The 25,492-nt window shown below is 71.1% G+C and carries 28 protein-coding genes; 12 read left to right on the plus strand and 16 right to left on the minus strand.

The features are described from left to right. Positions 1–63: 63 nt before the first annotated feature. Positions 64–834 carry an SDR family oxidoreductase gene (locus HNR73_RS21485; protein WP_184789359.1) on the minus strand — a complete coding sequence of 257 codons (771 nt, stop codon included), beginning with the start codon at positions 832–834 and terminating at the stop codon, positions 64–66. 24 nt (positions 835–858) lie between these two features. Further along, complete coding sequence (locus HNR73_RS21490) at positions 859–1,353, minus strand: carboxymuconolactone decarboxylase family protein (RefSeq protein WP_203686026.1); 495 nt, start codon at positions 1,351–1,353, stop codon at positions 859–861. A gap of 204 nt (positions 1,354–1,557) precedes the next feature. Here HNR73_RS21490 and HNR73_RS21495 point away from each other — a divergent pair, with 204 nt between their 5' ends. Genes HNR73_RS21495 through HNR73_RS21505 form a run of 3 tightly spaced genes read left to right on the plus strand, consistent with a single transcriptional unit; the run spans position 1,558 to position 6,263 of the window. Further along, the gene (locus HNR73_RS21495) at positions 1,558–1,986 is read left to right on the plus strand and encodes a MarR family winged helix-turn-helix transcriptional regulator (RefSeq protein ID WP_184789360.1); all 429 of its coding nucleotides are present in this window, start codon (positions 1,558–1,560) and stop codon (positions 1,984–1,986) included. A gap of 9 nt (positions 1,987–1,995) precedes the next feature. Continuing rightward, positions 1,996–2,913, plus strand: coding sequence for a hypothetical protein (locus HNR73_RS21500; RefSeq protein WP_184789361.1), 918 nt, complete (start codon positions 1,996–1,998; stop codon positions 2,911–2,913). 44 nt (positions 2,914–2,957) lie between these two features. After that, positions 2,958–6,263 carry a WD40 repeat domain-containing protein gene (locus HNR73_RS21505; protein WP_184789362.1) on the plus strand — a complete coding sequence of 1,102 codons (3,306 nt, stop codon included), beginning with the start codon at positions 2,958–2,960 and terminating at the stop codon, positions 6,261–6,263. Here HNR73_RS21505 and HNR73_RS21510 read toward each other — a convergent pair. The 4 genes from HNR73_RS21510 to eno form a co-directional block, all read right to left on the minus strand. Beyond that, positions 6,260–7,177: a Ppx/GppA phosphatase family protein gene (locus HNR73_RS21510; RefSeq protein WP_239122053.1), complete on the minus strand. Its 918-nt coding sequence runs from the start codon at positions 7,175–7,177 to the stop codon at positions 6,260–6,262. The two genes, HNR73_RS21505 and HNR73_RS21510, sit on opposite strands and share 4 nt — an antisense overlap. Then, positions 7,174–7,698 (minus strand): DUF501 domain-containing protein, encoded by a 525-nt coding sequence (locus HNR73_RS21515; protein ID WP_184789364.1) that lies wholly within the window; start codon positions 7,696–7,698, stop codon positions 7,174–7,176. Before HNR73_RS21515 ends, HNR73_RS21510 begins: the two co-directional genes overlap by 4 nt. Before the next feature lie 20 nt (positions 7,699–7,718). After that, positions 7,719–8,090 (minus strand): FtsB family cell division protein, encoded by a 372-nt coding sequence (locus HNR73_RS40005; protein ID WP_239122054.1) that lies wholly within the window; start codon positions 8,088–8,090, stop codon positions 7,719–7,721. Positions 8,091–8,332: 242 nt separating this feature from the next. After that, positions 8,333–9,613, minus strand: a complete 1,281-nt coding sequence (gene eno, locus HNR73_RS21525; protein WP_184789366.1) for a phosphopyruvate hydratase — start codon at positions 9,611–9,613, stop codon at positions 8,333–8,335. 168 nt (positions 9,614–9,781) lie between these two features. Here eno and HNR73_RS21530 point away from each other — a divergent pair, with 168 nt between their 5' ends. Further along, complete coding sequence (locus HNR73_RS21530; RefSeq protein WP_184789367.1) at positions 9,782–10,498, plus strand: hypothetical protein; 717 nt, start codon at positions 9,782–9,784, stop codon at positions 10,496–10,498. A 175-nt stretch (positions 10,499–10,673) separates the two neighbouring features. Here HNR73_RS21530 and HNR73_RS21535 read toward each other — a convergent pair whose 3' ends face one another. Further along, on the minus strand, positions 10,674–11,042 hold the full coding sequence (locus tag HNR73_RS21535) for a hypothetical protein (protein WP_184789368.1): 369 nt from the start codon (positions 11,040–11,042) through the stop codon (positions 10,674–10,676). Positions 11,043–11,315: 273 nt separating this feature from the next. Here HNR73_RS21535 and HNR73_RS21540 point away from each other — a divergent pair, with 273 nt between their 5' ends. Beyond that, a complete protein-coding gene (locus HNR73_RS21540) occupies positions 11,316–12,422 on the plus strand; it encodes an LLM class flavin-dependent oxidoreductase (protein ID WP_184789369.1) in 1,107 nt (368 codons plus the stop codon). After that, positions 12,423–13,028 (plus strand): FMN reductase, encoded by a 606-nt coding sequence (locus HNR73_RS21545; RefSeq protein WP_184789370.1) that lies wholly within the window; start codon positions 12,423–12,425, stop codon positions 13,026–13,028. It abuts the gene before it with no gap. 182 nt (positions 13,029–13,210) lie between these two features. On the opposite strand, the gene HNR73_RS21550 is transcribed toward HNR73_RS21545, so the two are convergent. Continuing rightward, on the minus strand, positions 13,211–13,777 hold the full coding sequence (locus tag HNR73_RS21550; protein WP_184789371.1) for a YbaB/EbfC family nucleoid-associated protein: 567 nt from the start codon (positions 13,775–13,777) through the stop codon (positions 13,211–13,213). After that, a complete protein-coding gene (locus tag HNR73_RS21555; RefSeq protein ID WP_184789372.1) occupies positions 13,774–14,514 on the minus strand; it encodes a hypothetical protein in 741 nt (246 codons plus the stop codon). Before HNR73_RS21555 ends, HNR73_RS21550 begins: the two co-directional genes overlap by 4 nt. A 133-nt stretch (positions 14,515–14,647) precedes the next feature. Here HNR73_RS21555 and HNR73_RS21560 point away from each other — a divergent pair, with 133 nt between their 5' ends. Further along, positions 14,648–15,100, plus strand: coding sequence for a hypothetical protein (locus tag HNR73_RS21560; RefSeq protein ID WP_184789373.1), 453 nt, complete (start codon positions 14,648–14,650; stop codon positions 15,098–15,100). Beyond that, the gene (locus HNR73_RS21565; RefSeq protein WP_184789374.1) at positions 15,090–16,088 is read left to right on the plus strand and encodes a hypothetical protein; all 999 of its coding nucleotides are present in this window, start codon (positions 15,090–15,092) and stop codon (positions 16,086–16,088) included. The genes HNR73_RS21560 and HNR73_RS21565 overlap by 11 nt, the downstream gene beginning before the upstream one ends. A gap of 1 nt (position 16,089) precedes the next feature. On the opposite strand, the gene HNR73_RS21570 is transcribed toward HNR73_RS21565, so the two are convergent. The 3 genes from HNR73_RS21570 to HNR73_RS41380 form a co-directional block, all read right to left on the minus strand. Continuing rightward, on the minus strand, positions 16,090–17,109 hold the full coding sequence (locus tag HNR73_RS21570; RefSeq protein WP_203686028.1) for a hypothetical protein: 1,020 nt from the start codon (positions 17,107–17,109) through the stop codon (positions 16,090–16,092). A 227-nt stretch (positions 17,110–17,336) separates the two neighbouring features. Beyond that, entirely contained in the window at positions 17,337–17,675 is a 339-nt protein-coding gene (locus tag HNR73_RS41375) for a DUF4143 domain-containing protein (protein WP_505862819.1), read from the minus strand. Positions 17,676–17,746: 71 nt separating this feature from the next. Next, on the minus strand, positions 17,747–18,478 hold the full coding sequence (locus HNR73_RS41380; RefSeq protein WP_221331058.1) for a DUF8612 domain-containing protein: 732 nt from the start codon (positions 18,476–18,478) through the stop codon (positions 17,747–17,749). 60 nt (positions 18,479–18,538) lie between these two features. Between HNR73_RS41380 and HNR73_RS21580 the strand changes: the two genes are divergently transcribed. Further along, complete coding sequence (locus HNR73_RS21580) at positions 18,539–19,090, plus strand: thioredoxin family protein (RefSeq protein ID WP_184789375.1); 552 nt, start codon at positions 18,539–18,541, stop codon at positions 19,088–19,090. Here HNR73_RS21580 and HNR73_RS21585 read toward each other — a convergent pair. Together HNR73_RS21585 and HNR73_RS21590 are read right to left on the minus strand one after the other, a co-directional pair. Beyond that, positions 19,087–19,947, minus strand: coding sequence for an SMP-30/gluconolactonase/LRE family protein (locus tag HNR73_RS21585; RefSeq protein ID WP_184789376.1), 861 nt, complete (start codon positions 19,945–19,947; stop codon positions 19,087–19,089). The two genes, HNR73_RS21580 and HNR73_RS21585, sit on opposite strands and share 4 nt — an antisense overlap. A gap of 52 nt (positions 19,948–19,999) precedes the next feature. Next, positions 20,000–20,617 carry a TetR/AcrR family transcriptional regulator gene (locus HNR73_RS21590; protein WP_184789377.1) on the minus strand — a complete coding sequence of 206 codons (618 nt, stop codon included), beginning with the start codon at positions 20,615–20,617 and terminating at the stop codon, positions 20,000–20,002. A 122-nt stretch (positions 20,618–20,739) separates the two neighbouring features. Between HNR73_RS21590 and HNR73_RS21595 the strand changes: the two genes are divergently transcribed. Beyond that, the gene (locus HNR73_RS21595; protein ID WP_184789378.1) at positions 20,740–21,723 is read left to right on the plus strand and encodes an ABC transporter permease; all 984 of its coding nucleotides are present in this window, start codon (positions 20,740–20,742) and stop codon (positions 21,721–21,723) included. Between the two features lie 222 nt (positions 21,724–21,945). After that, positions 21,946–22,209 carry a chorismate mutase gene (locus tag HNR73_RS21600; RefSeq protein WP_184789379.1) on the plus strand — a complete coding sequence of 88 codons (264 nt, stop codon included), beginning with the start codon at positions 21,946–21,948 and terminating at the stop codon, positions 22,207–22,209. 11 nt (positions 22,210–22,220) lie between these two features. Here HNR73_RS21600 and HNR73_RS21605 read toward each other — a convergent pair whose 3' ends face one another. Next, positions 22,221–22,523 (minus strand): hypothetical protein, encoded by a 303-nt coding sequence (locus HNR73_RS21605; protein ID WP_184789380.1) that lies wholly within the window; start codon positions 22,521–22,523, stop codon positions 22,221–22,223. 73 nt (positions 22,524–22,596) lie between these two features. Between HNR73_RS21605 and HNR73_RS21610 the strand changes: the two genes are divergently transcribed. After that, the gene (locus HNR73_RS21610) at positions 22,597–23,094 is read left to right on the plus strand and encodes a hypothetical protein (RefSeq protein ID WP_184789381.1); all 498 of its coding nucleotides are present in this window, start codon (positions 22,597–22,599) and stop codon (positions 23,092–23,094) included. Positions 23,095–23,106: 12 nt separating this feature from the next. Here HNR73_RS21610 and pcrA read toward each other — a convergent pair whose 3' ends face one another. Continuing rightward, positions 23,107–25,455, minus strand: a complete 2,349-nt coding sequence (gene pcrA, locus HNR73_RS21615; RefSeq protein ID WP_184789382.1) for a DNA helicase PcrA — start codon at positions 25,453–25,455, stop codon at positions 23,107–23,109. Between the last annotated feature and the right edge of the window lie 37 nt (positions 25,456–25,492).

The raw sequence follows: 25,492 nt of genomic DNA on the forward strand, positions 1-25,492 counted from the left end.
GCCCCGATGAGAGCTGACGAGTTCCCGTCCGGTCGTAAACTCGCCACGGCCTGTCGTGTCCTGTCAGGCCTGGGCGTCGAGCCACTCCCGGAAGCCGGGACCGGCGAGCCGGGCGTGCGGTCCGGGGAGGAACGCGCCCTCGGCGGCGAGGTCGCCGTCGGGGAACGCGGCGGCGTCCACGGGGACGACCCGCACGCCAATGCGGGTGCCGAGGAGCTCGGCGACCTCGGACATGGTCTCCTCGCGAGGTCCGGCGATCTCCGGGAAGGGCGTCCCGGGAGTGTGGCCATTGGGCGCGTCGGGGTCCGTGGCCAGGTCGGCGAGCGCTTCGGCGGCGGTCCGGGCGGACACGAGCCGGCTGGGCAGTGCCGGTACGTGGGCGACGTCGCCCTGCCGCCATTCCAGGAGTTGCCCGACCAGTTCGTGGAACTGCGCGGCCCGCAGGACCCGGACGGGCAGGGACGCGTCCAGGTGTGCCTCCTCGTGCACCTGCTGGGCGGCGAGGAAACCGGTGGTGGCCTTGTCGGCGCCGATGATGGAGGCGACGACGATGAGGCCGGCCCCGGCCTTCCAGCCGGCTTCGTGCATGTTGCGCGCGGCCGTGCGGAAGAACTCGGCGGCGGCTTCCTGGTCCGGGCCGCGCCGGGACGCACAGTCGATGATGACGTCGACGCCGGTCAGGGCTTCGACGAGGCCGTCGCCGGTGATGACGTCGACGCCGGTGGCGCGTGACATCGGCACGACCTCGTGCCCGCGTTCGGTCAGCACGTCGACGACATGACGTCCCAGGCGCCCGGTCGCTCCCGCGACGGCGAAGGTGGTGGTGGTACTCATGCTCGGTGTCCTCCTTTCCCGTTGTCAGTCGCGGTAGTTCTGGCCGGGGGGCATGCCGGGGATCGGTTTGGCGATCAGCGCGGCTGGGGCGAAGAAGCCCATGTGGCCGATCACGAGGACGAGGGACCACATGGCCTCGTCGTCGTAGTGCGCGGAGGCCTCGGCGTAGAGCTCGTCGGAGACGCGCTCGCCGTCGGGGTTGGGCGTGTGGACGGCGTCGACGAGCTTGAGCGCGACGCGTTCGGCGTCGGTGAGGCAGGTGGCCGCGCGCCAGTCGGCGACGGCCGCGATCCGCTCCGGGGTCTCGCCCGAGTTCTCCAGGTCGGCGGTGTCGCGGACGGTGAAGTAGTCGCTGCCGAGGAGCTGACCGACGCGCAGGCACATCAACTTGACGGTGGTGTCGGGGAGCACGCCGGTGTCGACGACGCCGTGCAGGGCTTGGGCGGCGGCGGCCATGTTCGGGACGAAGCGCATGGGGTTGGGCATGCGGGAGGTCGTCCGCGCCGGTGATGTCGGCATGGTGACGTCCTTTCTTTAGAGGTGCGCTCGTTTCGACGAGGCGGCGCGCCGCTTTGTGAGGCGGGCGCGACGGGCGGATCGCCCCGTCGCGGGCGATCACCGTCCGGAAAGGTGCGTCCGTCGAGGTCAGGGGCGGGCGTGGACCGAGCGGACCCGGTATAGGTGCGGCTCGAATGAGACGGCGATCTCACGGGTCTCGGCGAGGTGCTTTCGCACCTTTTCGGCTACACCCTCAACCGGCTGCAGAAGACACTGCGGGCGCGCATGGACGAGAACCTGGCGTCACTCGGTCTCAGCGCACCGCAGTACGCCGTCCTCTGCCTGCTCGCCGCCGACCCGGGCATCGCCAACGCCGAACTCGCCCGCCGCACCTTCGTCACCCCGCCGACGATGATCCGCATCGTCATGGCCATGGAGCAGGCCGGACTCCTCGCGCGCACGCCCGATCCCGAGGGCGGCCGCAAACTCGGCGCCCGCCTGACCGCGGAGGGCGAACGCCGGCTCGGCCTGGCGAGCAAGGCGGTCGCGGCGACCGAGGGCGTCCTGGCCGAGACCGCCGGCGAGGACGGCGCGACGATCCTGCGCTGGCTCGGCGAGGCCGCCGACCGACTCGACGGGATGCGGTCGGGCTAGCCTCCCCGCATGGGCGACGACCTGGAAAAGCCGATCGCGCGGGCGATCCGGCGCCGCGACGGCGACCTGTACGAACTCGCCGAGACCGCGCCCGAACGCCTCACACCGTTCCTCCCCCGCCTGATCGCGGCGGGCGTGGTCTACCCGGCGACCCTGTTCCGCGCGGCCGACACCGCGGCCCGGCGCGCGCTCATCGACCGCATCGACGCCGGCGACCCGGACGACGATCTGAACCACCTGCTCATGGCGCTGGTCCAGTCGTCCGGCCCCGAGACCGCCGCCGCATTCCTGCACTGGCGGGACGACCCGCCACCGCGGGCGGGCGAACTCCTCGTCGCACCCGCCCACTACCTGCGCGAAGGCGGCCGCGAACTCGACGTCGACGAACCGCGCGAACTGTGCTCACCGTCGGGCTACTCGCTCCACACCGTCGACGGCCCGCAGATCCCCGAAGGCGAGACCTGCCACGACTGCGATGGTCCCTTGTGGACCGCGCTTGACGTCGACACCGCGTCCCCGGAAGTCGCCGAGGCACTCGCCCACACCGCCTGGCACGGCCGCCTGCGCGTCGACGTCTGCCACCGCTGCGACTTCACCGCCGACGTGATCTACCGCGAGGTCGCGCCCGACGGAAGCTGCCGCCGGTCACCGCACAGCCCCTCGGGCGCCGGCGAGGAGGCCGATCCCCCGACCGCCCGCCTCGCCGTCGGCGAGCCCGCCGGGCGCTTCCCCGGCGGCTCGGCGATCGGCGGCCTGCCGGTCTGGCGCGACGACGCCCGCTATCCCGCCTGCCCGGACTGCGGCCGGACGATGGATTACATCGCGCAGATCGACCTCGGCGACCCATGGGACGACTTCCTCGACGGGCGGCTGACCTTCTTCCTGCACGGGGCCTGCGGTCTGGCGGGGATGTTCGCGCAGGGGTGACCACAGTGGACGGTCCTGTCGCCCCCTCCCCCTAGGATCGCCCGATGCGACGCATCGGCACCTGGCTGGCGGAGTCCGGCGGCGGGCTCTACATCCTCATCGGGGACGCGAAGGCGGCGGAGCGAACGGTCGCGGTGACCGGCCGGCCGGGCCTCGACCTGACCGGCCTGACGGTCGCCGGCTGCGTAAAGGCGCTGGCCGCCGGGCTCGGTCTGCCGCCCTGCGACCGGACCGCCGAACTCGCCGCCGCCCTCGCCCGGCGCGACGGCGGCGACGTCACCATCGCGCTCCACGACCTCGCCGCCGCGAACGATCCGGCGGGCGTCGCGGGCACGGTCGCCCGGCGCCTTGCCGCCGAACCGGGCGTGCGGGTCATCGTGAGCATGCGCTCCCGCGACGAACGCCTGATCGCGCTCCTCGGCCCCGCCACCGTCAACGACCGGACACTGTGGACGCCGCGATGGGCGAACGCCCGGAACCCCGCCGCACTCACCCTCCTCGCCGGGCATCGCGCGTACGTCCGCGCGCTGACCACCCTCACGCTCCCCGGCGGGCGGCCACTGTTCGCATCCGGCTGCGAGGACGGCGACGTCCGGCTGTGGGATCCCCTCGCGGGCGAACAGTTCGGCGCGCCCTTCGCCGCGCACACCGACGGGGTCCACGCCCTGGCGTCCCTGCCCTCCGACGAGGGCGACCTGCTCGTCTCCGGCGGCTCCGACGGCCTGGTCCGGATCTGGGCACCACTGTCCGGACGGATCCTCGGCGAGTTCGACGACGGCGACGACGTCCGGGCCCTCGCGGTCGTCCCCACCGGCGGCGGCCACCTCGTCGCCCTCGGCGGCGGCACTCGCGTACGCCTGTGGGATCCGCGCACGAACACCATCGTCCGCGAACTGACTCTGCCGGACGGCTCGGTCACGGGCCTCGCGGTCCATGCGAGCGGCGGCCGCGTGCTCCTCACCGCCAGCGCCTACCACGTATCGACCACCACCTGGGACGTCACGACCGGGGAACGCACCACCGAGCTCGGCGACTCCGGCAACGTGGCGAGCACCGCCGGTGGACTGCTCGTGACCAGCGGGCCCGGCGGCCGCCCACGGTTCTGGGACCCGGCGACGGGCGCGCACCTCCGCGACGGCGACAACCACCACGGCGGCCGGAAGGCCGTCACCGGCGGGATCTCGGCGATCGGCGCACTGCCCGACGGCCGGACGGTCACCGCCGGAAGCGACGACGACGCGATCCTGCTGTGGGACCCCGCGACCGGCGCCTGCGACGGCGGCGTCCTCCTCAACGGCAAGGGCCTCACCTACGCGCTCACCTCGACCGGGACGCCCGACGGCCGCACGCTCATCGCCGCCGCCACCGGCCAGCAGGTGTGGCTGTGGGACGCCGCCAACGCCGCACCCGTCGGGCACCGGCTCGTCGTGTGGTCCATCGCCGCCGACGACGACACCCTCACCGCCGTGGACATGTACGGCGTACGCCGCTGGGACGTCCGGACCGGCGAAAGGCTCGGCGCCTTCGTGCCCGACAACGTCGACACGATGCAGCGCGCCTTCGCGCTCGCCGACGGCCGGGTGCTCGTCGCCGACCGCCGTTCCGGCACGCGCGTCTGGGATCCCGCGACCGGCGAACGGCTCGCGACACTGGACGCCCCCTTCGTCGCGCACGCGCTCATGCCCGACGGGACCGACCGCCTCCTGTCTCGGGTCGGGTACCTTCACCGCAGCGTCGACGCCGAGCCCGAGATGCGGATCTGGGACCCCCTGACCGGTGCACGGACCGCCGCGATCACCTCACCCGAGGGACGGATCCGCTCGTCGGTCTACGTCTCGCGGCCGGACGGGGATTGCTGGATCGGCTGCCGCACCGACGACGGCGCGCTCGTCTTCTTCGACGCCGCCACCTTGGAACCGGTCGGCGCGCGGCTGGCACAGGTGTCCGAGCACCGCGTCCCGTGCGCGTTGTCGGACGGCCGGGTCGTCTCCGCCGAGGACGACGGGACCCTGCACTTCTGGGATCCGTCGACCGGCGAGGCGGTCGGCGACCCCCTGCCCGGACGCGGCATGACCGTGCGCTCGGTCGCCGAGATCCCCGCGCCCGGCGGGATGTGGCTGGCCGTCGCCGACGATGCCGCCCTGTCCTTGTGGGCGGGTGGCGTGCGTGTCGACGAGATCGCCTTCGGCGTGCCGGTCCGCACGCTGACGGTGCTGCCCGACGGCGGCCTCGCCGTCGGCACCGAGCACGGGATCGCCGTCCTCGACGTGCACACCGACCGCGAGACGCACCCGCTGCCGGCGCCCGCGGCGCGGCCCGGGGAGCCCGCTTCGGAGGCGGCCCGCGTCGTCGACCGGGGCGCGGGCAGATGGGTGATCGCCTGGCGCGTCGAGCACGAGCGCGGCCTGTTCCACCCGGCCCTCACGACCGATGGGCGCGTCGTCTCCGTAGACCGCGACGACCTGATCCACGTCCACGGCCCGGACGGCACACCGGTCGGCGAGCCCTTCGCCGGTCCGGGCGACACGCAGACGCTGACCGCGGTGGACGTCGGCGATCGCACCCTGGTCGCGGCCTACGGGCTCGACGGGACCGTCGACGAGGAGGAGGTCGAGCGCCGCGCGATCCTGGTGCGGGACGCGGCGACCGGCGAACCCGCCGGAGACCCGATCGCCGACGACGCGTTCACCGAGTACTACCTCGACGTCAGCGGTCTGGTCCCGAGCACCGACGGCGCCCGCCTGGTCGCGGTCGTGGGGAACGAGTGGGGCTCCAGCGGCCACGCCTGGGATCTGGGCGCTCGGACGCTGCGGCACACGTTCTCGATCGAGTCGGTCTCCGACGTCTACGCCCAGGCCCTGCTGCCCTTCGAGGCCGACGGGCGGGCCGCCGTCGTCGGCACCTTCAGCGACTACGACCAGGACGATGACCAGGCCCTGCTGGTCGCCGCCTTCGACCTGGAGACGGGTGGTCCGGTGGGCCGCGCCTGGCACCTCGACGCCGACCAGGACCACACCGCGGCGGCCGTCACCGTCCTCAATGGACGGCCCGCCCTGGTCGCCTGGGACCCCACCGGCCGCATCCGCCTGCGCCGGGTCCTCGACGGCGCGCCCGTCGCGTCCCTCGACGCCTCCGACGTCGGCCCCGCCCGCCTCTTCGCCGTCGGTGCCCTCGACGGCACGCCCGTCCTCGCCGCCGCGCACGCCGACGCCGTCACCGTGTGGGATCTGGCCGCACGGCGCCGGATCGTCACCGCCGAGGCGGGCGGGGTCGGCGGGATGGTGTTCGCGGGAGAACTGCTGGTACTGGCCGGGACGGAGGGGCTCACCGGGCTGGAGATCCGCCCCTAACCCGCTACGCTCCAAGCGATCCCGTCCAAGATGTCGTGCTCGCTCGCGATGACCTCCTCGGCACCGCACCGCTCCATCAGGACGCGCAGGATCAGCGCGCCCGCGCCGATCACGTCGGCGCGTCCCGGGTGCATGACGCCGTGGGCGAGGCGTTCGGCGCGGGTCTCGGCGAGGAGTTCCTCGGTCACGCGGACCACGTCGGCATACGAGATCCGGGCGTGGTGGATGCGGGTGGAGTCGTAGTCCTCAAGGCCGAGGACGAGCGCCGTCACGGTCGTGACCGAACCGGCGAGGCCGACGAGGGTCCGGGCGCCGTGGTCGGGGTCCACTGTGGCCAGTGCGGTGTCGATCGCGGCACCGATGTCGGCGGTGGCGGCCTCGATCTCGGCCATGGTCGGCGGATCGTCGTGCAGGTGGCGTTCGGTCATCCGCACGCAGCCGACGTCGACCGAGCGGGCCGCGTCGACCGACCGCGAGCCGCGCACGAGCTCGGTCGAGCCGCCGCCGATGTCGGCGACGAGGAACGGCGCCTCGACGTCGGCCGGCAGACCGCGCACGGCCCCGCCGAAGGACAGCGCGGCCTCCTCCTCACCGGTGATGACCTCCGGTGCGACACCGAGGATCCCCGTCACCATCGCGGTGAACTCGTCGGCGTTGGCGGCGTCGCGACTGGCGCTCGTCGCCACCATCCGGACGCGCTCGGCGCCCAGGCCGGCGATCTGCGCGGCGTAGTCGGTGAGCGCCTTGCGGGTGCGCTCCAGGGCGGCGTCCGACAGCCGTCCGGTCCTGTCGACGCCCTCGCCGAGGCGCACGATCTCCATGCGGCGGACCACGTCGGTCAGCGAATCGCCCTCGATGTCGGCGACGAGCAGCCGGATCGAGTTCGTCCCGCAGTCGATCCCGGCGACCCTCACGCGCTCTCCCCCGTCGAGTCCGTCCCGTCCGCGTCCGGCGCGACGCACGCCCCCGCCGCCCACCATTCGCCGACCAGGTCACGGGTCTCGTCCCCGAAGGGGTTCACCCCGCGCCCGACGGCGAGCGAGTGTCCAAGGTGGACGTGCAGGCACTTCACCCGCGTCGGCATGCCCCCGGCGGAGATCCCGTCGATCTCGGGCACCTCGCCGAGCTTCGCCCGCTGCGCGAGGTAGTCCTCGTGCGCCGCCAGGTACCGCGCGGCCAGCTCCGGGTCCTCCGCGAGACGCTCCTGCATCTCCTTCATGACCCCGGCCGCCTCCAGGCGCCCGACGGCGCTGGACGCCTTGGGGCACGTCAGGTAGTACAGCGTCGGGAAAGGCGTGCCGTCCGACAGGCGCGGCATCGTCGCCACCGTGTCGGGGTTCCCGCACGGACAGCGGTGCGCCACCTCGTGGACATCACGGGGCGGGCGACCCAGCTGGGCCGCCACCGCCCGCCGGTCGTCTTCGCTCAAGCTCAACTTCGTTCAATCCGCCCTGTTCAACCGGCGCCGTCGGCGCCGTCAACACTCGACCACAGTTCTTCGTACCAGTTGCCCGCGTCCGGCGCGGGCTCCTCGTAGGGCTCCCCGGCGTCCTTCGCCGCGCCCTCCGGGTCGCTGATGATGATCAGCGGCTTCTCCCCCGGCCGCACCAGCAGCAGGTGGATGCGCGCCTGGGTGGCGACGTACTCGTCGTCCTCCCACTTGGCCCGCTCGGCCTCCAGCACCGAGATCCGGTCCCGCTGGGCGGCCTGCTGCGCTTCGAGGGCCTCGATCTCGGCGCGCTGCCCGAAGTAGGTCCGCACCGGATAGGCGTAGGCCAGCGCGAGCGCCGACAGCACCAGCGCCAGGATCGCCGTGCGCGCGCTCATGCGGCGGCTGCGCGGCGGCCGGATCCGCGGGGTCGGCGTCGACTTCGCCGTCTCACCGGTGGCGCTGGTCCGACGGGTCGTTCCAGGCCGTACGGTGCCGCGGCGGGGCTTCCGGGGTCTGCCGGTGCCCGGGCCCTGCCCACTGGGTCTACGACGTGCTGCCACGCGTCGACGGTACCCGTATTCGGGGCGTGGCCATGGTCTCACCCGCCGCAGGAGAGCGGCGGGTGAGACCGATCGGGTCAGGCCGAGAAGCGCGGGAAGGCCGAGGCGCCGGCGTAGCGGGCCGCGTCGTCCAGGTCGCGCTCGATCCACAGCAGCCGGTTGTACTTGGCCACGCGGTCCGACCGGGCCGGGGCGCCGGTCTTGATCTGACCGCTGCCGACGGCCACGGCGAGGTCGGCGATGGTGGTGTCCTCGGTCTCGCCCGAGCGGTGGCTCATCATCGTGGTGAAGCCGGAGCGGTGGGCGAGGTCGACGGCGTCGAGGGTCTCGGTGAGCGTGCCGATCTGGTTGACCTTCACCAGCAGCGCGTTGGCGGAGCGCTCGTCGATGCCCCGGCGCAGGCGCTCGGGGTTGGTGACGAACAGGTCGTCGCCGACGATCTGGATCTTGTCACCGAGCGAGGCGGTCAGCGCCGCCCAGCCGGCCCAGTCGTCCTCCGACAGCGGGTCCTCGATCGACACGACCGGGAAGTCGGCGACCAGCTGCTCGTAGTAGGCCGTCATCTCCTCGGCGGTCTTCTTGGCGCCCTCGAACTGGTAGACGCCGTCGGCGTAGAACTCGGTGGCCGCCACGTCGAGCGCGACGGCGATGTCGGAACCGAAGGTCAGGCCCGTCTTGCCGACGGCCTCGGCGATCAGTTCCAGGGCGGCCCGGTTGGTGGCCAGCTCGGGCGCGAAACCGCCCTCGTCGCCCAGGCCCGTGGCAAGGCCCTTCTTCTTCAGCACCGACTTCAGGGCGTGGTAGGTCTCGGCGCCCCAGCGGACCGCCTCGGTGAAGTTCGGCGCGCCGATCGGCGCGATCATGAACTCCTGCACGTCGACGTTGGTGTCGGCGTGCGCGCCACCGTTGAGGATGTTCATCATCGGGACGGGCAGGAGGTGCGCGTTGGGTCCGCCGAGGTAGCGGTACAGCGGCAGTCCGACCGACTCGGCGGCCGCGCGCGCCACCGCGAGGGAGACCCCGAGGATGGCGTTGGCGCCCAGGTTGGCCTTGTTGGCGGTCCCGTCGAGGTCCAGCATGGCCTGGTCGATGAGACGTTGCTCACTCGCCTCGTAGCCCAGCAGCTCTTCCACGATCTGCTCGTCGACGTTGTCGACGGCCTTCAAGACGCCCTTGCCGCCGTAGCGGTCCTCGTCGCCGTCCCGCAGCTCGACGGCCTCGAAGGCGCCCGTCGAAGCGCCCGAGGGCACCGCCGCGCTCGCCGTCGTACCGTCTTCGAGCAGGATCTCCACCTCGATGGTGGGGTTGCCGCGGGAGTCGAGGATCTCCCGGGCGGAGATGTTGCTGATGCCCGCCACGTTCGTTACTCCTTATATCCGTGGTTGTCCGCGCCGACGACACTGTCGCGAGACGAGCCTAGTTCGAGCCGGTGAAGGGCCCTTGTGGGGCACGCCGTGGGGTATGGCCCCCGCCGAGTAGGGTGGCCTGGCAGCCGACGCGGCTGCGCCTTGGGAGGTGGCCCGGACTTGGCAATCCGGATGAAGTACCGGCGCGCGGCAGGCCGCGTGGCCGTGGCCGCGCTGGTCGCGGCGGGTCTCGCGGCGACGACCGCGTGCTCGACGCCCGGCGACGCCCAGGAGGTCATCGACCAGGGTCGCGTCGTCGACGGCATGGCCAGCAAGGTCGACGAGGGCACGACGCGCTCCTACACCGCCACGTACCAGGTGACCGGTGGCGGGACCGTGACCGTCGTGCACACCCCGGACCCCTACCGCGACGCCTTCCTGTTCGCCGGTGGCCGCTACGTGAGCACGCCCGAGTTCGAGCTGACCTGCGAGAACCGCGACTGCACGCTCGTCGAGCCCCTGGAGTCGGCGGCACCGCTGGACACCGCGGCGATCGCCGCGGTCGGCGACGAGGGCTTCCTGCCCGCCCAGACCATCCTCGGCCTGCTCACCAAGGCCGCGCTGAACGCCGGCGCGTCGATCGAGCAGAGCGACGACACGCTCGTTGGCGAGCACGCGACCTGCGCGAAGGTCACGGGCCTGACCGACGCGGCCGCCGAGAGCTTCGAGACCTGCGTGACCGACCGCGGGGTCGTCGGGAGCTTCGAGGGTGCCGTGGACGGCGTCGACGTGAAGATGTTCCTGGTGTCGTACGTCGAGACCGCCGACGCGGCGAGCTTCGACGTGCCGGTGGACGCGAAGGTGACCGACGAGCGCGAGAGCGCCGAGAAGAAGTAATACCGACTTCGGAAGGGCCCGGCCGTGGGAAATGGCCGGGCCTTCGCCGTGGGGCCGGTTCACGCCGCCCGGTTCGCTCGGGGGCGGGTCCGCCGTTGTCGCGGCCGGCCCGAGCCCGCCGCCGCTCCCCCGGCGGCGGGCGTCACGTCACCCGTGGGGCGTCACACGCCTGGGCTCAGCCGCCGCCGCAGTTGTTGTTGCGGACCGTGGCCGTGGTCTTCGACTGGGAGCCGAACTCGGCGTGGACCCGCATGAGGCACGGGAAATCGACGTCGCCGGTGCGGGTGACCTCTTCGTTGTCGTAGTAGGTCGTGCCGCTCTCCCACACCGAGTAGGAGCCGTCGGTGTTCTGGCTCTGGACCTCCCAGTAGACGTCCCCTGCGCAGCCTTCGAGGCCCTGGACGTACTGGATGATGTTCGCGCCGTTGTAGATCTCGCTCTGGACGAGGGTGCAGGCACCGGCGGCCTGGGCGGGCGCGGCGGTGGCGACGAGGGCCGCGGCGGCGACCCCCGCGGTACCGAGGATGCCAAGGATTTTGCGCATGCGGGCTTCCTTTCCTCAGGCGGACAACGAACGCTGTCCCTTGTGAGGCAACCGTTATAGCAAAGATCAAGTGGCGTGGACCATAGCTGGATCGAGAAAAGTTTCATCCGGCTCGGCGGTCTCGTAGGTCTCCTTCATGACGCGCGGGACGTCCGGGCAGCCCACGGCGGGAAAGTGCCGCAGGACACCCGGCCCGGGTCGCCGGAATAGGCCGGGACAGGCTAGCGTTGGAGGCGATGTTGACACGTCAGCAATTAGGAGAGGGTGAGTGCCGTGCAGTTCGGTATCTTCACGGTCGGTGACGTCACGCCGGACCCGACCACGGGCCGCGAGCCGAGCGAGAACGAGCGGATCAAGGCCATGGTCACCATGGCGCTCAAGGCCGAGGAGATCGGCCTCGACGTCTTCGCCACCGGCGAGCACCACAACCCGCCCTTCGTGCCGTCCTCGCCGACGACCATGCTGGGCTGGATCGCCGCGCGCACCGAGAAGCTGATCCTGTCGACGTCCACGACGCTGATCACCACCAACGACCCGGTGAAGATCGCCGAGGACTTCGCGATGCTCCAGCACCTCGCCGACGGCCGCGTCGACCTGATGATGGGCCGCGGCAACACCGGTCCGGTCTACCCGTGGTTCGGCAAGGACATCCGCCAGGGCATCCCCATGGCCATCGAGAACTACGCGCTGCTGCACAAGCTGTGGCGCGAGGACGTCGTCGACTGGGAGGGCCGCTTCCGCACGCCGCTCCAGGGCTTCACCTCGACGCCCCGGCCGCTCGACGGCGTGCCGCCCTTCGTGTGGCACGGCTCGATCCGCTCGCCGGAGATCGCCGAGCAGGCCGCCTTCTACGGTGACGGCTTCTTCGCCAACAACATCTTCTGGCCGCGCACGCATTTCCAGAAGCTGATCAACCTCTACCGGCAGCGCTTCGAGCACTACGGCCACGGCACCGCCTCGCAGGCCGTCGTCGGCGTCGGCGGGCAGTTCTTCATGCGCAAGAACTCCCAGGACGCCGTCCGCGAGTTCCGCCCGTACTTCGACAACGCGCCCGTCTACGGGCACGGCCCGTCGATGGAGGAGTTCATGGCCGAGACGCCGCTGACCGTCGGCAGCCCGCAGGAGGTCATCGACAAGACCCTGTCCTACCGTGAGACCTACGGCGACTACCAGCGCCAGCTCTTCCTCGTCGACCACGCCGGTCTGCCGCTGAAGACCGTGCTGGAGCAGATGGACCTCCTCGGGGAGATCCTGCCGGCCCTGCGCGCCGGTTTCGCCGAGGGCCGTCCCGCCGAGGTGCCCGACGCGCCGAACCACGCGTCGCTGCTGGCCGCCCGGAACACCGCCGGTCTCGCGACCGCGAACGCCCAGGAGGTGTAGATGAGACTCGTCGTCGTATCGGCGGGCCTGAGCGTCCCGTCCTCGACCCGGCTGCTCGCCGACCGGCTCACCGCCGCGACCACCGCGCTGGTGCCCGAGGCCGAGGTGGAGCTGATCGAGCTGCGGGATCTGGCCGTCGACATCGCCAACAACCTGGTCACCGGCTTCGCCGGCGCGCGGCTCCAGGCGGCGCTGGACGCCGTCGCGGGGGCCGACGGGCTCATCGCGGTGACGCCGGTGTTCTCAGCGTCGTACTCGGGACTGTTCAAGTCCTTCTTCGACGTACTCGACAACACCGCGCTGACCGGCACGCCCGTGCTGACAGCCGCGACCGGTGGCACGGCACGGCATTCGCTGGCGCTGGAGCACGCGCTGCGGCCGCTGTTCGCCTACCTGCGCGCGGTGGTCGTCCCGACGGCCGTGTACGCGGCCTCGGAGGACTGGGGCGGTTCCGGCGATCCGCTGACCGACACCCTGCCGACCCGGATCGACCGCGCGGCAGGGGAACTGGCCGCGCTGATGCGCGGACGGGCCGCCGTCGCGCCTCCCGCCGAGGAGACCGTCGTGCCCTTCGCCGAACAGCTGGCGGCGCTGGAGAAGCGCTGACCCGAACACGAGAGGCCGGGATTCGCGTCCCGGCCTCTCCCTTTGCCCTCTGGGACGGCGATCCCCGGATCCCCGGCCCGGCCGGCGTTTCGTGTCGGTGAACGTCGACGGCGACCGCCTGCCGCAGGTCGGCGTGCACCCGCCGTCGAGCGTCATGAGTGGCTGTGGCGAGGCTCCCGCGCCTAGTCGCGGCCTTCGCGGAAGGTGCCTTTCGGCAGCCGCATCCAGTCGGGGATCGCCAGTCGATAGTGCTCGTCCTTCATCACGACCGTCTTGACCCGGTAGTCGGCGAGCAGGGAGCGGCCGGCGGCGGCGAGTTCGTCGGCGAAGCCGTGCTCGTCGCGCAGTTTCAGGGCCTCGGGTTCGACGGTGACGCGCCAGTCCATCATGCCGACGTTGGTGACGCGGACGAGTCCGCTCGGAGAGGCGCCCTCGAAGGGCGTGGTGGCCTGTTCCTCCTGGAAGCGGCGGCGGTTGGGGTCCCAGGTGGCGCGTCGCGGTGAGGGGTCGTGGGCGCGGCCGGTCACCTCGCCGAGGGCGGCGTAGTAACCGCGGCGGTAGCCGGTCCACATGAGCGTCCCGAGGCGGGAGAGCTGGTGTTCCAGGCGGTCGGCGCGGTAGCGCTCGTAGGCGCCGGGCCGGAAGGCGACCTGGAGCCGCTTCTGTTCGTAGAGCCTGGCCTTGATCATGTTGTCCGGGGAGCGGACGGTGACGACCATGCGGTCGAGGAGGTCCTTCAAGCGGCTCACAGCAGCCTCCTGGGGTACAGGTGGATCTCGGTGCGGGCGTCGTCCACATCGGACGGCAGCGGGCCGGTCTCCTTGATCGACCCGGTGGACTCGCCCGGTGCGACCGTGGTCAGCCGACTCGACGCCGGCCCGGTCCCGCCGACCACGGCGCCGGCGGCGTCGCGCAGCACGGCTTCGGCGGTGACACCGTCGATCGGGGCGGGGTAGGCGGAGTCGACCGTGAAGGTCACGGTGAGGTCGTCGTCGTCATCGCGCTCGCTGGAGCGCCAGGTCGCGGTGAGTTCGGCGGGCCGGGTCGTGCCGTCGCCCAGCGGTGTCCACTGTGTACCGAGGACGGTCACCTCGATCGACGCGACGCCCGCGCGTTCGAGAAAGGCGCCGTAGCCGATGCCCGCGCGATGCCCGGGGAGGATCACGCCGATGTCACGGGTGCGTTCGGCACCGCCGCCGACCTCGCCGATCGGCTTCCCGGCCGCGTCGAGCAGCCGGATGGAGATTCCGGTCAGGTAGGCGGTCCCGCCGCCGGTGTTCTCCACGACCACGCCGTAGCTGACCGTCGGCTGTCCGCCGTGATCGCCTTCGCTGAAACCCTTCTCCACCACCGAGACCACACCGTCCACAGGAGACGGTTCACTCGACGACGGGGACGGATTCGCCACCGGCTCACCGGTACACGCCCCGAGAGCGGGAACCGCCGCGGCGGCGAGAAATGCCGACAGGACTCGTCTGCGATTCACCGTCGGCCTCCTTCGCACCGATTTCCACCGCGACTGAGGCGCGGCCCGCACAGCTTACGGACCCGATGCTTGCGCCGACCCAATAGTCTCGCGACACGGTATTCGTCCACCCCCTGCCCTCCGGGAGGAACACGTGACCGACAAAGTCACCGGTGGAGATCTGTTCAACCTGTGGACGGTCGCCAACGTCCAGTTGCCGCAGATCGCCGCCGTTTTCACCCGCGCCAATGACGGACTCGCCGGAACCGCCGACGGCGACTCCGAGGCCTTCGGCCGCGGCGATCCGGGCCCTTATGGACCGGCCGGTGGCCGGGTCTTCGCGGCCTTCGCGCCACTGCGCGACGAGATGCAGTACATCGTCGCGCAGACCGCCCAGAACATCCTCGACGCCCAGACGGCCTGCAACAACGCCATCGAGGCCTACCAGGCGGCCGACGCCGAGGCGGCGGCCGATCTGCGGAAGAACTACTTCGAGAATCCCGAGAAGTACGACCCGAACGATCCCGTGCAGAATCCGCCCACCGGTGAACAGGCCCCCGGCGAGCCGAAACCGCCCGACTACTACACCTCCCCCGGTGACCGCTGACATGGCCTTCCAATACCCCTCCGCGAACGAGATCATGACCGAGGCGAACAAGATCCCGGCACTCGCCTACGAGAAACTCTGCGAAGAGGCCGATTCCTATCAGGAGGCCTACGAGGAGAAATACGGGGAGGGGTCACTGGCACTGGCCGGTCCGCGCACCCTCGCCGATTACCTGGACGGCATGAAGACCGCCTTCGACTGGATCCCCGGCGTTTTCGAGAGTTTCACCGAACCGGATCTGAGCGCGCTGGAGAAACTGACCGACTCGATGCGCGCGGCCGAGGGCAGTTTCGGCAGCGGCGGTCTCGGCCTGGCCACGCTCGCGATGGACCTGATGGGCGAGGGAGGCTGGGACGGGACCTTCTCGGCGACCTTCCGGGCCAACTTCCTGGCCACCCTCACCGGCCCCGAATCCATTCCCGACAACCAGAAGAAGGTCATCACCACCCTGCGGGAGCAGATGGAGGCGAACGAGGCGATCTTCGCCGCCGTCCGCACCGACGCCCTGCAGCTGGCCAAGAACGTCATCACGGCGCTGGAAGCGGTCGGCGACAAGAGCAGCGACGACATCTCCATGGGACTGTGCGTCGCCGGGATCGTCGTGGCGACGGCGGGCGTGCTTCTCGCACCGGTCACCGGCGGCATGTCGGTCGGCGGGGCGCTGGCGGTCAACCTGACGCTCAACAGCGTCAGCGCGGCCATCACCGTCGGCGACAAGCTCCTGCCCGAGGACGGCGACATCCCGCTCGACGCCGACACCGTCAACGGCGTCATCGACAACATGGCCGCGGCCATGGAACGGCTGTGGACGTACATCACGACCGAGGAGGACAAGATCATCAAGGTCCTCGGCGAGAACCACGAGAAGATCATCGCGCTGCGGCAGGCGGCGAACGCCTCCGGCTATTCGAGCCCGATCATGCCGCTGCGCCCCGACCTCGCGGTGAACATGAACAAGCCGGGCCTGCTGGTCGACCGGCTCGACTGAGTCAGCAGGCCCTTCCCCACGACTTCAGCAGCCTGCGCGCCGAACCGCCCACCGGCCCGGCCGCCTCGTACAGCACGTCACGCGGGGCGGGCCGGGCCGTTTCGGCGGCCGCGACGACCTCGGCGGCGTCGGTGATCGTGTCCGAGCAGACGCTGAGCAGGTAGTCGGGGATCTGGAGGCGCGGGTCGACGCATCCGACGAGCGGCACGCCGACGGCGGCGACGAGCGGGAAGACCGTGCCGGGGATGCCGACGGCGACCTCCGCGCGCGCCGAGGCCTGGACCGAGGGGACCTCGCTGATCTCGTAGCGCTCCCAGAGCGTGCGGTCCTCGCGCGGGTGGAGGCCGACGAGAACGTGCCTGCCCGACGCCGCGAGCTTCTCGGCGGCGGCCAGGAGGAGCTCGGTGCCGGGCGCCGAACCGCCGGTGCCGTCGGACTTCGTGACGCTCGTGAGGACCAGGACCGTGCCCGCCTCCGGCGCGTGGCGTGGCAGGTCGTCGGTCTGCGGCGAACCGACGACCTCGACGCGGCGGCGCGTGCCGAGGTAGTCGTCGAAGACCTTCGCCTCCGCCGGGGACGACGCCGTCAGTACGCGCAGCCGCCGCCGGAACTCGTGCGCGCGGGGCGCCTCGACCGGCAGCTGGTAGGCCAGGGACGACGCGGCGAGCGGCAGCCGCTTGAGGGCGGCGGCGCAGTCGGCGGGCCAGTCGCCGGCACCGGTGACGACGAGGAGGTCGGCGCGCGGCACGTCGTCGAGCGTCGCGACCGGCACCGGATCGCCCGGCTGGACACCGGACAGGTCCGGCACGAGCTGGACGACGTCCCAGCCGCGCCGCCGAGCCTCGGGAAGCAGGGGCTTGACGTGGTAGGTGCCCCACGGCTCGTTCGTGGCGACGAGTACCCGCCGCCGGTGGGGACGGCCATGCGCGTCGGCGGGGCCGGCACCGACGACGGCGACGCCCGCACCGGTGAGCGCGGCGGTGAGAAGGGAACGGCGGGAGATGGCGGGGGTGTGACTCACAAGATCAACGTAGGGGAAGGCGGGGGCGCGTGGGTTAACGCGCGGGGGCGGGGTGGTGAAGGGGGCGGCCGGGGGGTTGAGCGGCCGAATGACGAGTTCGTCGGCGCGCTCGTAGAACGACCTGTCGTATCCGGTGAACGTCTCCATCGTGTGCAGGTCGCTGCCGACGAGGATCGGATCGATGCCGGTCCCCGGCGGCGTGCACCCACCGCCCGCAGTCGTAGGCGTCAGGAAAGAACTGCGCCGTCGAGCCGACTCGTCCACAGCGCCGAAATCGGAAGGCACGCCAAGCCGTCCCCGAAGCCGAGTTGCTCCTCACCGCAGTACAGGACGAACCCCGCCCGGAAGCGGTCGCCGAGGCGTCGTTGCAGCAGCCGAAGTCCACGGAAGTCGTCCGACCGCACGGTCTCCGCGGCCTTGACCTCGATTCCCACGACCCGGCCGGCATTGTCTTCGAGGACCGCGTCCACCTCGTACTGATCACGGTCGCGGCAGTGGAAGAGCCGAACCGAGGCGCGCGCCCAAGTGAGCTGTCTGGCGAGTTCTCCGAGGACGAAGTTCTCCATGAGTCCGCCGATCGGCGCGTCGCCGACGGCGCCGGCGACGAGGTAGTTCGCCAAACCGGAGTCGGCGAAGATCAGTTTGGGCGTGGCGATCGCACGGCCGGTGGCACGCGCCGCACCAAGAAGATCGTCTCAAGGATCTCGACGTAGTGGCGGACGGTCGGAGCGGTGACGCCCAGATCCCGAGCGAGTCTGTCGACCTTGAGTAGTCCCCCGGTCTGAGCTGCGAGCAGGGAGATGAGGCGGCGCATGTCCGAGACTCGCTGGATATCGGCGACTTGTCGAACGTCTCTGGTGATGATGTCGCCGATGTACCCGTCGAAGAACCGCTCCCGCCGACGAGGCGCCTCGCGACGCACGGCTTCCGGATATCCGCCGCGCATCATCCGCTCCAGGTAGTCCTTACGACGCCACTCCGGGGACGGAACTCGCAGCTCGTCTCCCTGCACAAAGGCAGCGTCGACGAAGTCGTCCGAAGTCCCGTCGATCTCGCCTTGCGACAACGGCCAGAGCTCGATGGTCTCCGAACGTCCTGGAAGCGAATCCGGTAGCTCTCGCAGTGCGAGCAGCCTCGCCGAACCGGTGAGCAGGAACCTCCCCGGCTGCGGCTCACGGTCGACCAGATGCTTGATCGCAAGCCACAGCTCGGGAACCCTCTGCACCTCATCGATGAGCATGGAGCCCTCGTGCCGAACGAAACGGACCGGATCGTCTCCTATCAGGGAGTTTAGATTTGCCGAATGATGTGCTTTTGATTTGCCGAGTTTCCATGTTTCGATCTGCCGGGCATAGAGGCGTGAACTCACCGCCTTTTCTCCACCCCCGGCGATAGGCTCGCCCGAGCCCCTAAGGACGGAGCCCTCCCCATGGCCCTCACCTCCCACATGGTCCCCCTCGGCACGCCCGCCCCCACCTTCTCCCTCCCCGACCTCGACGGCACCCCGCACGCGACGGCCGACTACGCCGGGGGTCCAGGCCTCCTCGTCGTCTTCGCGTGCAACCACTGCCCGTACGTCAAGCACGTCGAGTCGGTGCTCGGCGCTCTGCTCGCCGAGTACGCCGACCGCCTCCCCGCCGTCGCGATCTGCACGAACGACGCCGAGGCCTATCCCGACGACGCGCCGGACAAGCTCGCCGAGCAGCGGGCGCGGGCGAAGTGGGACTTCCCCTACCTGGTCGACGCCGATCAGAGCGTCGGCCGTGCCTTCAACGCCGCCTGCACCCCCGACTTCTTCCTCTACGGCCCCGACCTGACCCTCGCCTACCGGGGCGCCATGGACGACTCGACGCCCGGCAACGGCAAGCCCGTCACCGGCGAGCACCTGCGCGCGGCCATCGAGCACGTCCTCAAGGGCGAGTCCGTCCCCGAGCCGCATCACCCGGCCATGGGCTGCGGCATCAAGTGGCGGGACGCCTAGAGCGGCGGGTCCAGTTCCCCGACCGTGAACGGCGGCTCGACGGGCCTTCCCAGCCGCCGCATCGCGAACTGCGAGTGCACCAGCAGCAGCCGTCCACCGACGTGGGCGACGGTGGTCGGGGTGTCCTCGGGCCGTTGTTCCCAGCGGCCGGCGAGGACGGCGCGGTGCGTGCCGTCGAGCCGCAGCGCGGTGAGCCAGTACCGCACGCTGCCGTCGGGCTCGTCGGTGTTGTCGCAGACGTAGAGGACGTCGCCGACCCACACCATGCCGTCGCCGTTGACCGGTACGCCGCCGAGGTCGACGCGCGACGCGGTGCGCGTGGCGACCTCGACGCGCCACAGCTCGCCCGTCCCCTGCGCGGCGACGAGGAGCCCGTCGCCGTCGGGCGTCGGCACGATGCCGTTGAGGTAGGCGTCGCCGGGGTCGTGCGACGTCAGGCCGACGAGTTCCTCGGCCTCGCCGACACCGTCGGCGCCGAGGCCGAAGCGCCACACGACCGGCCGCAGCGAGTCGGTGACGTAGGCGTGGTCGCCGAGTACGCAGACGTCGTTGAGTAGCGTCGGTTCGGTCCCGACGGCCCGCCGCGCCACGAGGGCGCCGGTCGCCAGGTCGTAGGCGTAGAGCACGCCGTCCTTCCCGCCGCACACCAGCAGCCGCCCGTACGGGTCGGCGGCCATGCCCAGGGCGCAGTCGCGGCCGTCGGACCCGGCCTCCTGCCACACCTCGGTGTCCGGGACACCCCGCTCGCCGCGGTAGATCGTCCCGTCGGCGGAACCGGAGACGTAGAAGCCCCGGCCGTCGGGGTCCTCGGTGATCCCCTCGGGGAACACCTTGTCGCCGTGCACGACGTACCTCATCGCGCCACCTCGCTTCCTGTTGTGCCGCAATGGAACCCGGTGGACGTCACGGTCAGGTCGCGGGCGGCTCGCCGAGCTCGCCGGAGAGATAGTGCTGCAGGCAGGGGCCGACGATGGCGGCGAGGCGGCCGGGGTCGAGGGACGCGATCGGCTCGACTTTGAGGATGTAGCGGGTCAGCGACAGCCCGGCCAGGTGCGCTCCGCACAGGCCCGCGCGCAGCGGCGCCTCGTCGGCGTTGAGGCGCCCGCTCAGCGGACCGAGCACGGCCTCGCCGATGAAACCCTTGAGCAGCTCGACGGCCGAGGACGACAGGGCGAGCGCACGCAGGACGGTGGTCATCCGCGCGGAGGTGTCGGGCGCCTCCCACACGTCGAGGTAGTGGCGGATGAGGCGGTCGCCGAGGCCTTCGTCGGGGCCGTCGGCGAAGGCCGCGATGCGCCGTATCGGGTCGACCCCGGCGGCGAGGACCGCCTTGAACAGGCCGTCCTTGCTGCCGAAGAAGTGGACGACGAGGGCCGCGTCGACGTCGGCCGCGCGGGCGATGCCGCGCATGGTGGCGCCGTCGTAGCCGAGGCCCAGGAAGGCCGCGGTCGCCGCGTCGAGGATCGTCTCGCGCGTGCCGGAGTCGCCGGGGCGTCTGCCCGCCGTGGACTTTCGCGTCGTCGTCACCGGCTCATCGTGCCAGGACGAGGGACGTGGCGCCTTTCACAAGCTCTATTCAACGCCGATGAATTGAGCTAATTTCAACAGCGTTGAACTCAACGCCTGTTGACCTTCCGAAAGGCCGTCCCATGAAGGACATCCGGAAAGCAGCCGGGATGCTGCTCGCCGTCGCCCTGCTCACCGCCCTGTTCGCCGGGTCGTTCATCGGCGCCATGCACAAGCCCGAACCGCACGACGTGCCCATCGCCGTCGTCGGCCCCGAACAGGCCGTCACCCAGATCCAGTCCGCACTCGACGCCAAGGCCGACGGCGCCTTCGAACTCAGCGCCTACGCCACCGAGACCGACGCCCGCGAGGCCCTCGACGGCCGCCAGGTCGACGCCGTCCTCATCCCCGGCCAGGGCGCGAGCACACTGCTCACCGCGAGCGCGGCGGGAGCCGCCGGCGCGACGATCATCGGCAAGGTGTTCACCACCGCCGCCCAGGCGCAGGGCACGACCCTGACCATCACCGACGTGCGGCCGCTGTCGGCGGAGGACCCGTCGGGCTCGGCGATGTTCTTCTACCTCATGTCCGTGCTCGTCCCGTCCCTCGGCGGCGCGCTGATGCTCGCCGTCGGCACGAGACTGCGCCGGACCGGTCTCGTCACCGCGCTCGTGGGTGTCGCGGTGGTCGTCGGGGGCGTCGCGGTCGCCGTCGCCGACGCCGCCACGGGCGTCCTGCCCGGCGCGCCCGCCCGGCTGTTCGCCGTGTCGGTGCTCGCGTCGGCGGCGATCGCGTTCACCGTCGCGGGTCTGGCCAGGCTCGCCGGCGCGGGTGCGGGCGGGGCCGCCGCGCTGCTGTTCTTCCCGATCGGGATCCCGGCCTCCGGCGGGCCGGTCGGGCCGCGCTACATCCCCGAGTGGTACGCGACCGTCGGGTCGTTCCTGCCGCCCGGGGCGACCGTCGAGGCCGTGCGCAACGCCGTCTACTTCGACGGGGCCGCGCTCACCCGGCCGACGCTGGTGCTCGCCTGCTGGATCGTGGCGGGACTCGTCCTGCTGGCCGTCGGGAAGAAGAAGGCGCCCGAAGAGAAGCCGGTGGTCGCGCGGGTGGAGGCGGTCACCGTCTGACGTCCCATTCCTCGGTACGTCGCGGAGTCGCCGATGGCGGTTCCGCGACACCGTGTGGCATACTCGGCGACGTGACCAACGCGCGATTTTACTTTTACTACGGCACCGGGGCTCCGGCAGTCGTAGGTCGCGCGTAACCATCTGACCAACGACCCCGGGCCGAATCGCCCGGGGATTCGTCGTCTCTGGGCTTCGACCGGGCTTCCTTATCGAGGAGCCGACATGAACGCCATCACCGAGACCGACGCCCTTCCGATCGACTCCCTGCGCGAGCAGATCGACGGCATCGACACCGAACTCATCCGCCTCTGGCAGGAGCGATCACGCCTGTCCCAGCAGGTCGGCCAAGCACGCATGGCATCGGGCGGCACCCGCCTGGTGCTGGCGCGGGAGCGGGAGATCCTCGCGCGCTTCCGCGAGGCCCTCGGCGCCGACGGGACGCAGGTCGCGCTGCTCCTGCTGCGCTCGGGCCGCGGACCGCTGTAGCGGTTCGCGGCTCAGGCGTAGAACGCCAGCGCCGGACGCACGAGCAGGCCGCCGGCCGCGAGCGCCGCGATCAGGAAGCCGATCCCGGTCTTGCGCAGGCGGCCGCAATAGGCGAAGACGCCGATGACGGCCGGCCCCGCGGTCGCCGTACCCATGCACCACAGGGCGAGGCGCTGGTAGGGGCCGTCGAAGAGGGAGACGCTGTAGGCCATGTAGGCGAGGCCTAAGGCGGTGAGGAACCACAGGAGTGTCACGGCCGCCGTGGCGGTCTTGACCGATGGCGATGGCGCGACATAGGCGCTTCGGGCACGCATGGAGACATGGTGGGGCATGGGACGGGTTCGTGGGGGGCGGTCGTTGGGGTCGTCCGGAGTGGACGGACGGGGGATGGCGCCGGAGTACTCGATCCTGCCGCCGGTGGGGGCGATGGTCGCGGCGGCGGTGGTGGACCTGGGGCGGCGGCCGGGGGTCAGCGTCAAGACCAAGGTGACGGAGACGACGGTCCAGTACGACGTGTCGGCGCCCTCATACCGGATGGTGATCTTCGTGGACCCGGAGTCCTGGGTCGGGATGGTCTTCACCGTGCTCGACGATCAGGGCGGCGAGCTGCTCAGCACCTCGCACGACACCGACCTCTACCCCATCGGCTTGGACCTGCACCGCTGGTTCGCGCGTGAGATCGAGGAGGAGATCGTCGAACTGGTCCACGACCTCCTGCACGGCGGCGTACACGTCGGCGAGGTGGGGGGAAGGCGAGCCCTCGTGGTGCCCCTCATCGACGGCATTCGGCGCGTCGTCGGCACGGCGAAAGCCGCGACGCATCGCGACTTCCCCGACCGATCTCAAGCCATGGCCGAAGGCACCGGCTGGCGAGAGCTCACCTGAGCCCCCACCCGCCTAAAGCTTCTGCACCGGCGCGTGCCGCACCACCAGCCACCGCTTCTGGTCCCCGAAGTCGATCTCCGCGCGTGCCCGCGCGCCCGACCCCTCGACCTGCGTGACCCGTCCGAGCCCGAACTTGTCGTGCGTGACCCTGTCCCCCGGCACGAGCACCGGGATGTCCGCGCCACCGCGCAGGTTGCTCGCCGAGGTCAGTCCGACGCCGCCGAGCCCGAGCTTCGCCGCGAGCGACGACTCGGGGTGCCGCACCCCGCTCGACCGCACCATCCGTGACGGCGCCGCGTCGGTCTTCTCCCACGCGAGCAGTTCGTCGGGCACCTCTTCGAGGAAGCGGCTCGGCGGGTTGTACTGCGGCTGCCCCCAGGCGCTGCGCGTCACCGCCCGCGACAGGTACAGCCGCCGCCGCGCACGGGTGATGCCGACGTACGCCAGCCGCCGCTCCTCCTCCAGCTCCGACTCCTTCGTGGAGCGCTGGTGCGGGAACACCCCGTCCTCCATCCCGGTGAGGAACACGACGGGAAACTCCAGCCCCTTGGCCGTGTGCAGCGTCATCATCGTCACGACGCCGTCGGTGTCGTCGTCGTCGGGGATCTGGTCGGCGTCGGCGACGAGCGCGACCTGCTCCAGGAAACCCCCGAGCGTCGGGCGCTCCTCGACCGCTTCCTCGTCCTCGTCGGCAGGGGTCTCGCCGAGAACCCGCTCGGTGTACTCGCGGGCGGCGCTGACCAGCTCCTGGAGGTTCTCGACGCGGCCCTCGTCCTGCGGGTCACCGGTCGCCTCCAGCTCGGCGAGGTATCCGCTGCCGGCCAGGATGTGCTCCAGCACCGCCTCGGGTCCGTCGGTCTCGGCGATGGCTCGGGCCTCGTCGATGAGCGCGGTGAACTTCTTGACGCTGTTGACCGCTCTCGCGGTCACCCCGACGGCCTCGTTCACGCGCCACAGCGCCGCGCCGAAGGAGATCCGTTCGCGCTGCCCGAAGGCGTCGATGGCCTCGATCGCGCGGTCGCCGACACCGCGCTTGGGCACGTTGACGACCCTCCGCGCGCTCACCGTGTCGTCGCCGTTGGACACCAGCCGCAGGTAGGCGAGGGCGTCACGAACCTCCTTGCGTTCGTAGAAGCGCACGCCGCCGACGACCTTGTACGGCATCCCGGCACTCATGAAGCGCTGCTCGAACACGCGCGACTGGGCGTTGGTGCGATAGAACACGGCGACGTCGGCGTAGCGGATGTTCTCGTCGTCGGTGAGCCGGTCGATCTGCTTGACGATCCACTCGGCTTCCTCGTGCTCGGTGTCGGCGACGTAGCCGACGATCTGCTCACCGTCGCCCTGGTCGGTCCACAGGCGCTTGGGCTTGCGGCCGTTGTTGCGGTCGATGACGGCGTTGGCCGCCGACAGGATCGTCTGCGTGGAGCGGTAGTTCTGCTCAAGGAGGATCGTGCGCGCGTCGGGATAGTCCCGCTCGAACTCCAGGATGTTGCGGATCGTCGCGCCACGGAAGGCGTAGATGGACTGGTCGGCGTCACCCACGACGCACAACTCCGCCGGCGGGACACCGGTGGCGTCGCCGTCGGTCCCGACCAACTCGCGCACGAGGCGGTACTGGGCGTGGTTGGTGTCCTGGTACTCGTCGATCAGCACATGCCGGAAACGCCGCCGGTACTTCTCGGCGACCAGCGGGAACGCCGACAGCAGGTGCACCGTGTGCCCGATCAGGTCGTCGAAGTCGAGGGCCTGGGCGGTGCGCAACCGCTCCTCGTAGAGCTTGTAGGCCTCGGCGACGGTCTTCTCCTTGGGCGTGTCGGCGCGCGCGAAGGCGGTCTCGGCGTCGACGAGCTCGTTCTTGAGGTTCGAGACCTCGGCGGCCAGCCAGCGCGGGGAGTTGCGCTTGGGGTCGAGATCGAGCTCGGCGATGACCATCTGCATGATGCGGCGGGCGTCGTCGGCGTCGTAGATGGTGAACGACGACTTCAGGCCCAGCGTCGCGGCCTCCGCGCGCAGGATCCGCACGCACGCCGAGTGGAAGGTGCTGACCCACATCATCCGGGCGCGGCGGCCGACGAGCTCGGTCACGCGCTCGCGCATCTCCGCGGCGGCCTTGTTGGTGAAGGTGATCGCGAGGATCTCACCGGGATGGACCTTGCGGTGGGACAGCAGATGCGCGATGCGCTGGGTGAGCACACGCGTCTTGCCCGAACCCGCACCCGCGACGATGAGCAGCGGTGTGCCCTCGTGCAGGACGGCGGCCCGCTGGGCCTCGTTCAGGTCGTCGAGACCGGGGTCTCGACGGGGGGAATCGGGCGTGGCCGACGGCTTCGGGGAAGTTTCGGGAAAGAGCACATCCATGGCCCGTCGAGTCTATTCCTGGGGTCCGACAAAACCG

Source organism: Phytomonospora endophytica (genome assembly GCF_014202425.1).
Lineage (GTDB): Bacteria > Actinomycetota > Actinomycetes > Mycobacteriales > Micromonosporaceae > Phytomonospora > Phytomonospora endophytica.

What these genes read in the sequence shown, in the direction of transcription:
- HNR73_RS21595 (WP_184789378.1), top strand. Translation starts at nt 20,740, where the DNA reads ATGAAGGACATCCGGAAAGCAGCCGGGATGCTGCTCGCCGTCGCCCTG.
- HNR73_RS21605 (WP_184789380.1), bottom strand. Translation starts at nt 22,523, where the DNA reads ATGCGTGCCCGAAGCGCCTATGTCGCGCCATCGCCATCGGTCAAGACC.
- HNR73_RS21535 (WP_184789368.1), bottom strand. Translation starts at nt 11,042, where the DNA reads ATGCGCAAAATCCTTGGCATCCTCGGTACCGCGGGGGTCGCCGCCGCG.
- HNR73_RS41375 (WP_505862819.1), bottom strand. Translation starts at nt 17,675, where the DNA reads ATGGAGAACTTCGTCCTCGGAGAACTCGCCAGACAGCTCACTTGGGCG.
- HNR73_RS21500 (WP_184789361.1), top strand. Translation starts at nt 1,996, where the DNA reads ATGGGCGACGACCTGGAAAAGCCGATCGCGCGGGCGATCCGGCGCCGC.
- HNR73_RS21610 (WP_184789381.1), top strand. Translation starts at nt 22,597, where the DNA reads ATGGCGCCGGAGTACTCGATCCTGCCGCCGGTGGGGGCGATGGTCGCG.
- HNR73_RS21580 (WP_184789375.1), top strand. Translation starts at nt 18,539, where the DNA reads ATGGCCCTCACCTCCCACATGGTCCCCCTCGGCACGCCCGCCCCCACC.
- HNR73_RS21545 (WP_184789370.1), top strand. Translation starts at nt 12,423, where the DNA reads ATGAGACTCGTCGTCGTATCGGCGGGCCTGAGCGTCCCGTCCTCGACC.
- HNR73_RS21490 (WP_203686026.1), bottom strand. Translation starts at nt 1,353, where the DNA reads ATGCCGACATCACCGGCGCGGACGACCTCCCGCATGCCCAACCCCATG.
- HNR73_RS21600 (WP_184789379.1), top strand. Translation starts at nt 21,946, where the DNA reads ATGAACGCCATCACCGAGACCGACGCCCTTCCGATCGACTCCCTGCGC.
- HNR73_RS21585 (WP_184789376.1), bottom strand. Translation starts at nt 19,947, where the DNA reads ATGAGGTACGTCGTGCACGGCGACAAGGTGTTCCCCGAGGGGATCACC.
- HNR73_RS40005 (WP_239122054.1), bottom strand. Translation starts at nt 8,090, where the DNA reads ATGAGCGCGCGCACGGCGATCCTGGCGCTGGTGCTGTCGGCGCTCGCG.
- HNR73_RS21485 (WP_184789359.1), bottom strand. Translation starts at nt 834, where the DNA reads ATGAGTACCACCACCACCTTCGCCGTCGCGGGAGCGACCGGGCGCCTG.
- pcrA (WP_184789382.1), bottom strand. Translation starts at nt 25,455, where the DNA reads ATGGATGTGCTCTTTCCCGAAACTTCCCCGAAGCCGTCGGCCACGCCC.
- HNR73_RS21505 (WP_184789362.1), top strand. Translation starts at nt 2,958, where the DNA reads ATGCGACGCATCGGCACCTGGCTGGCGGAGTCCGGCGGCGGGCTCTAC.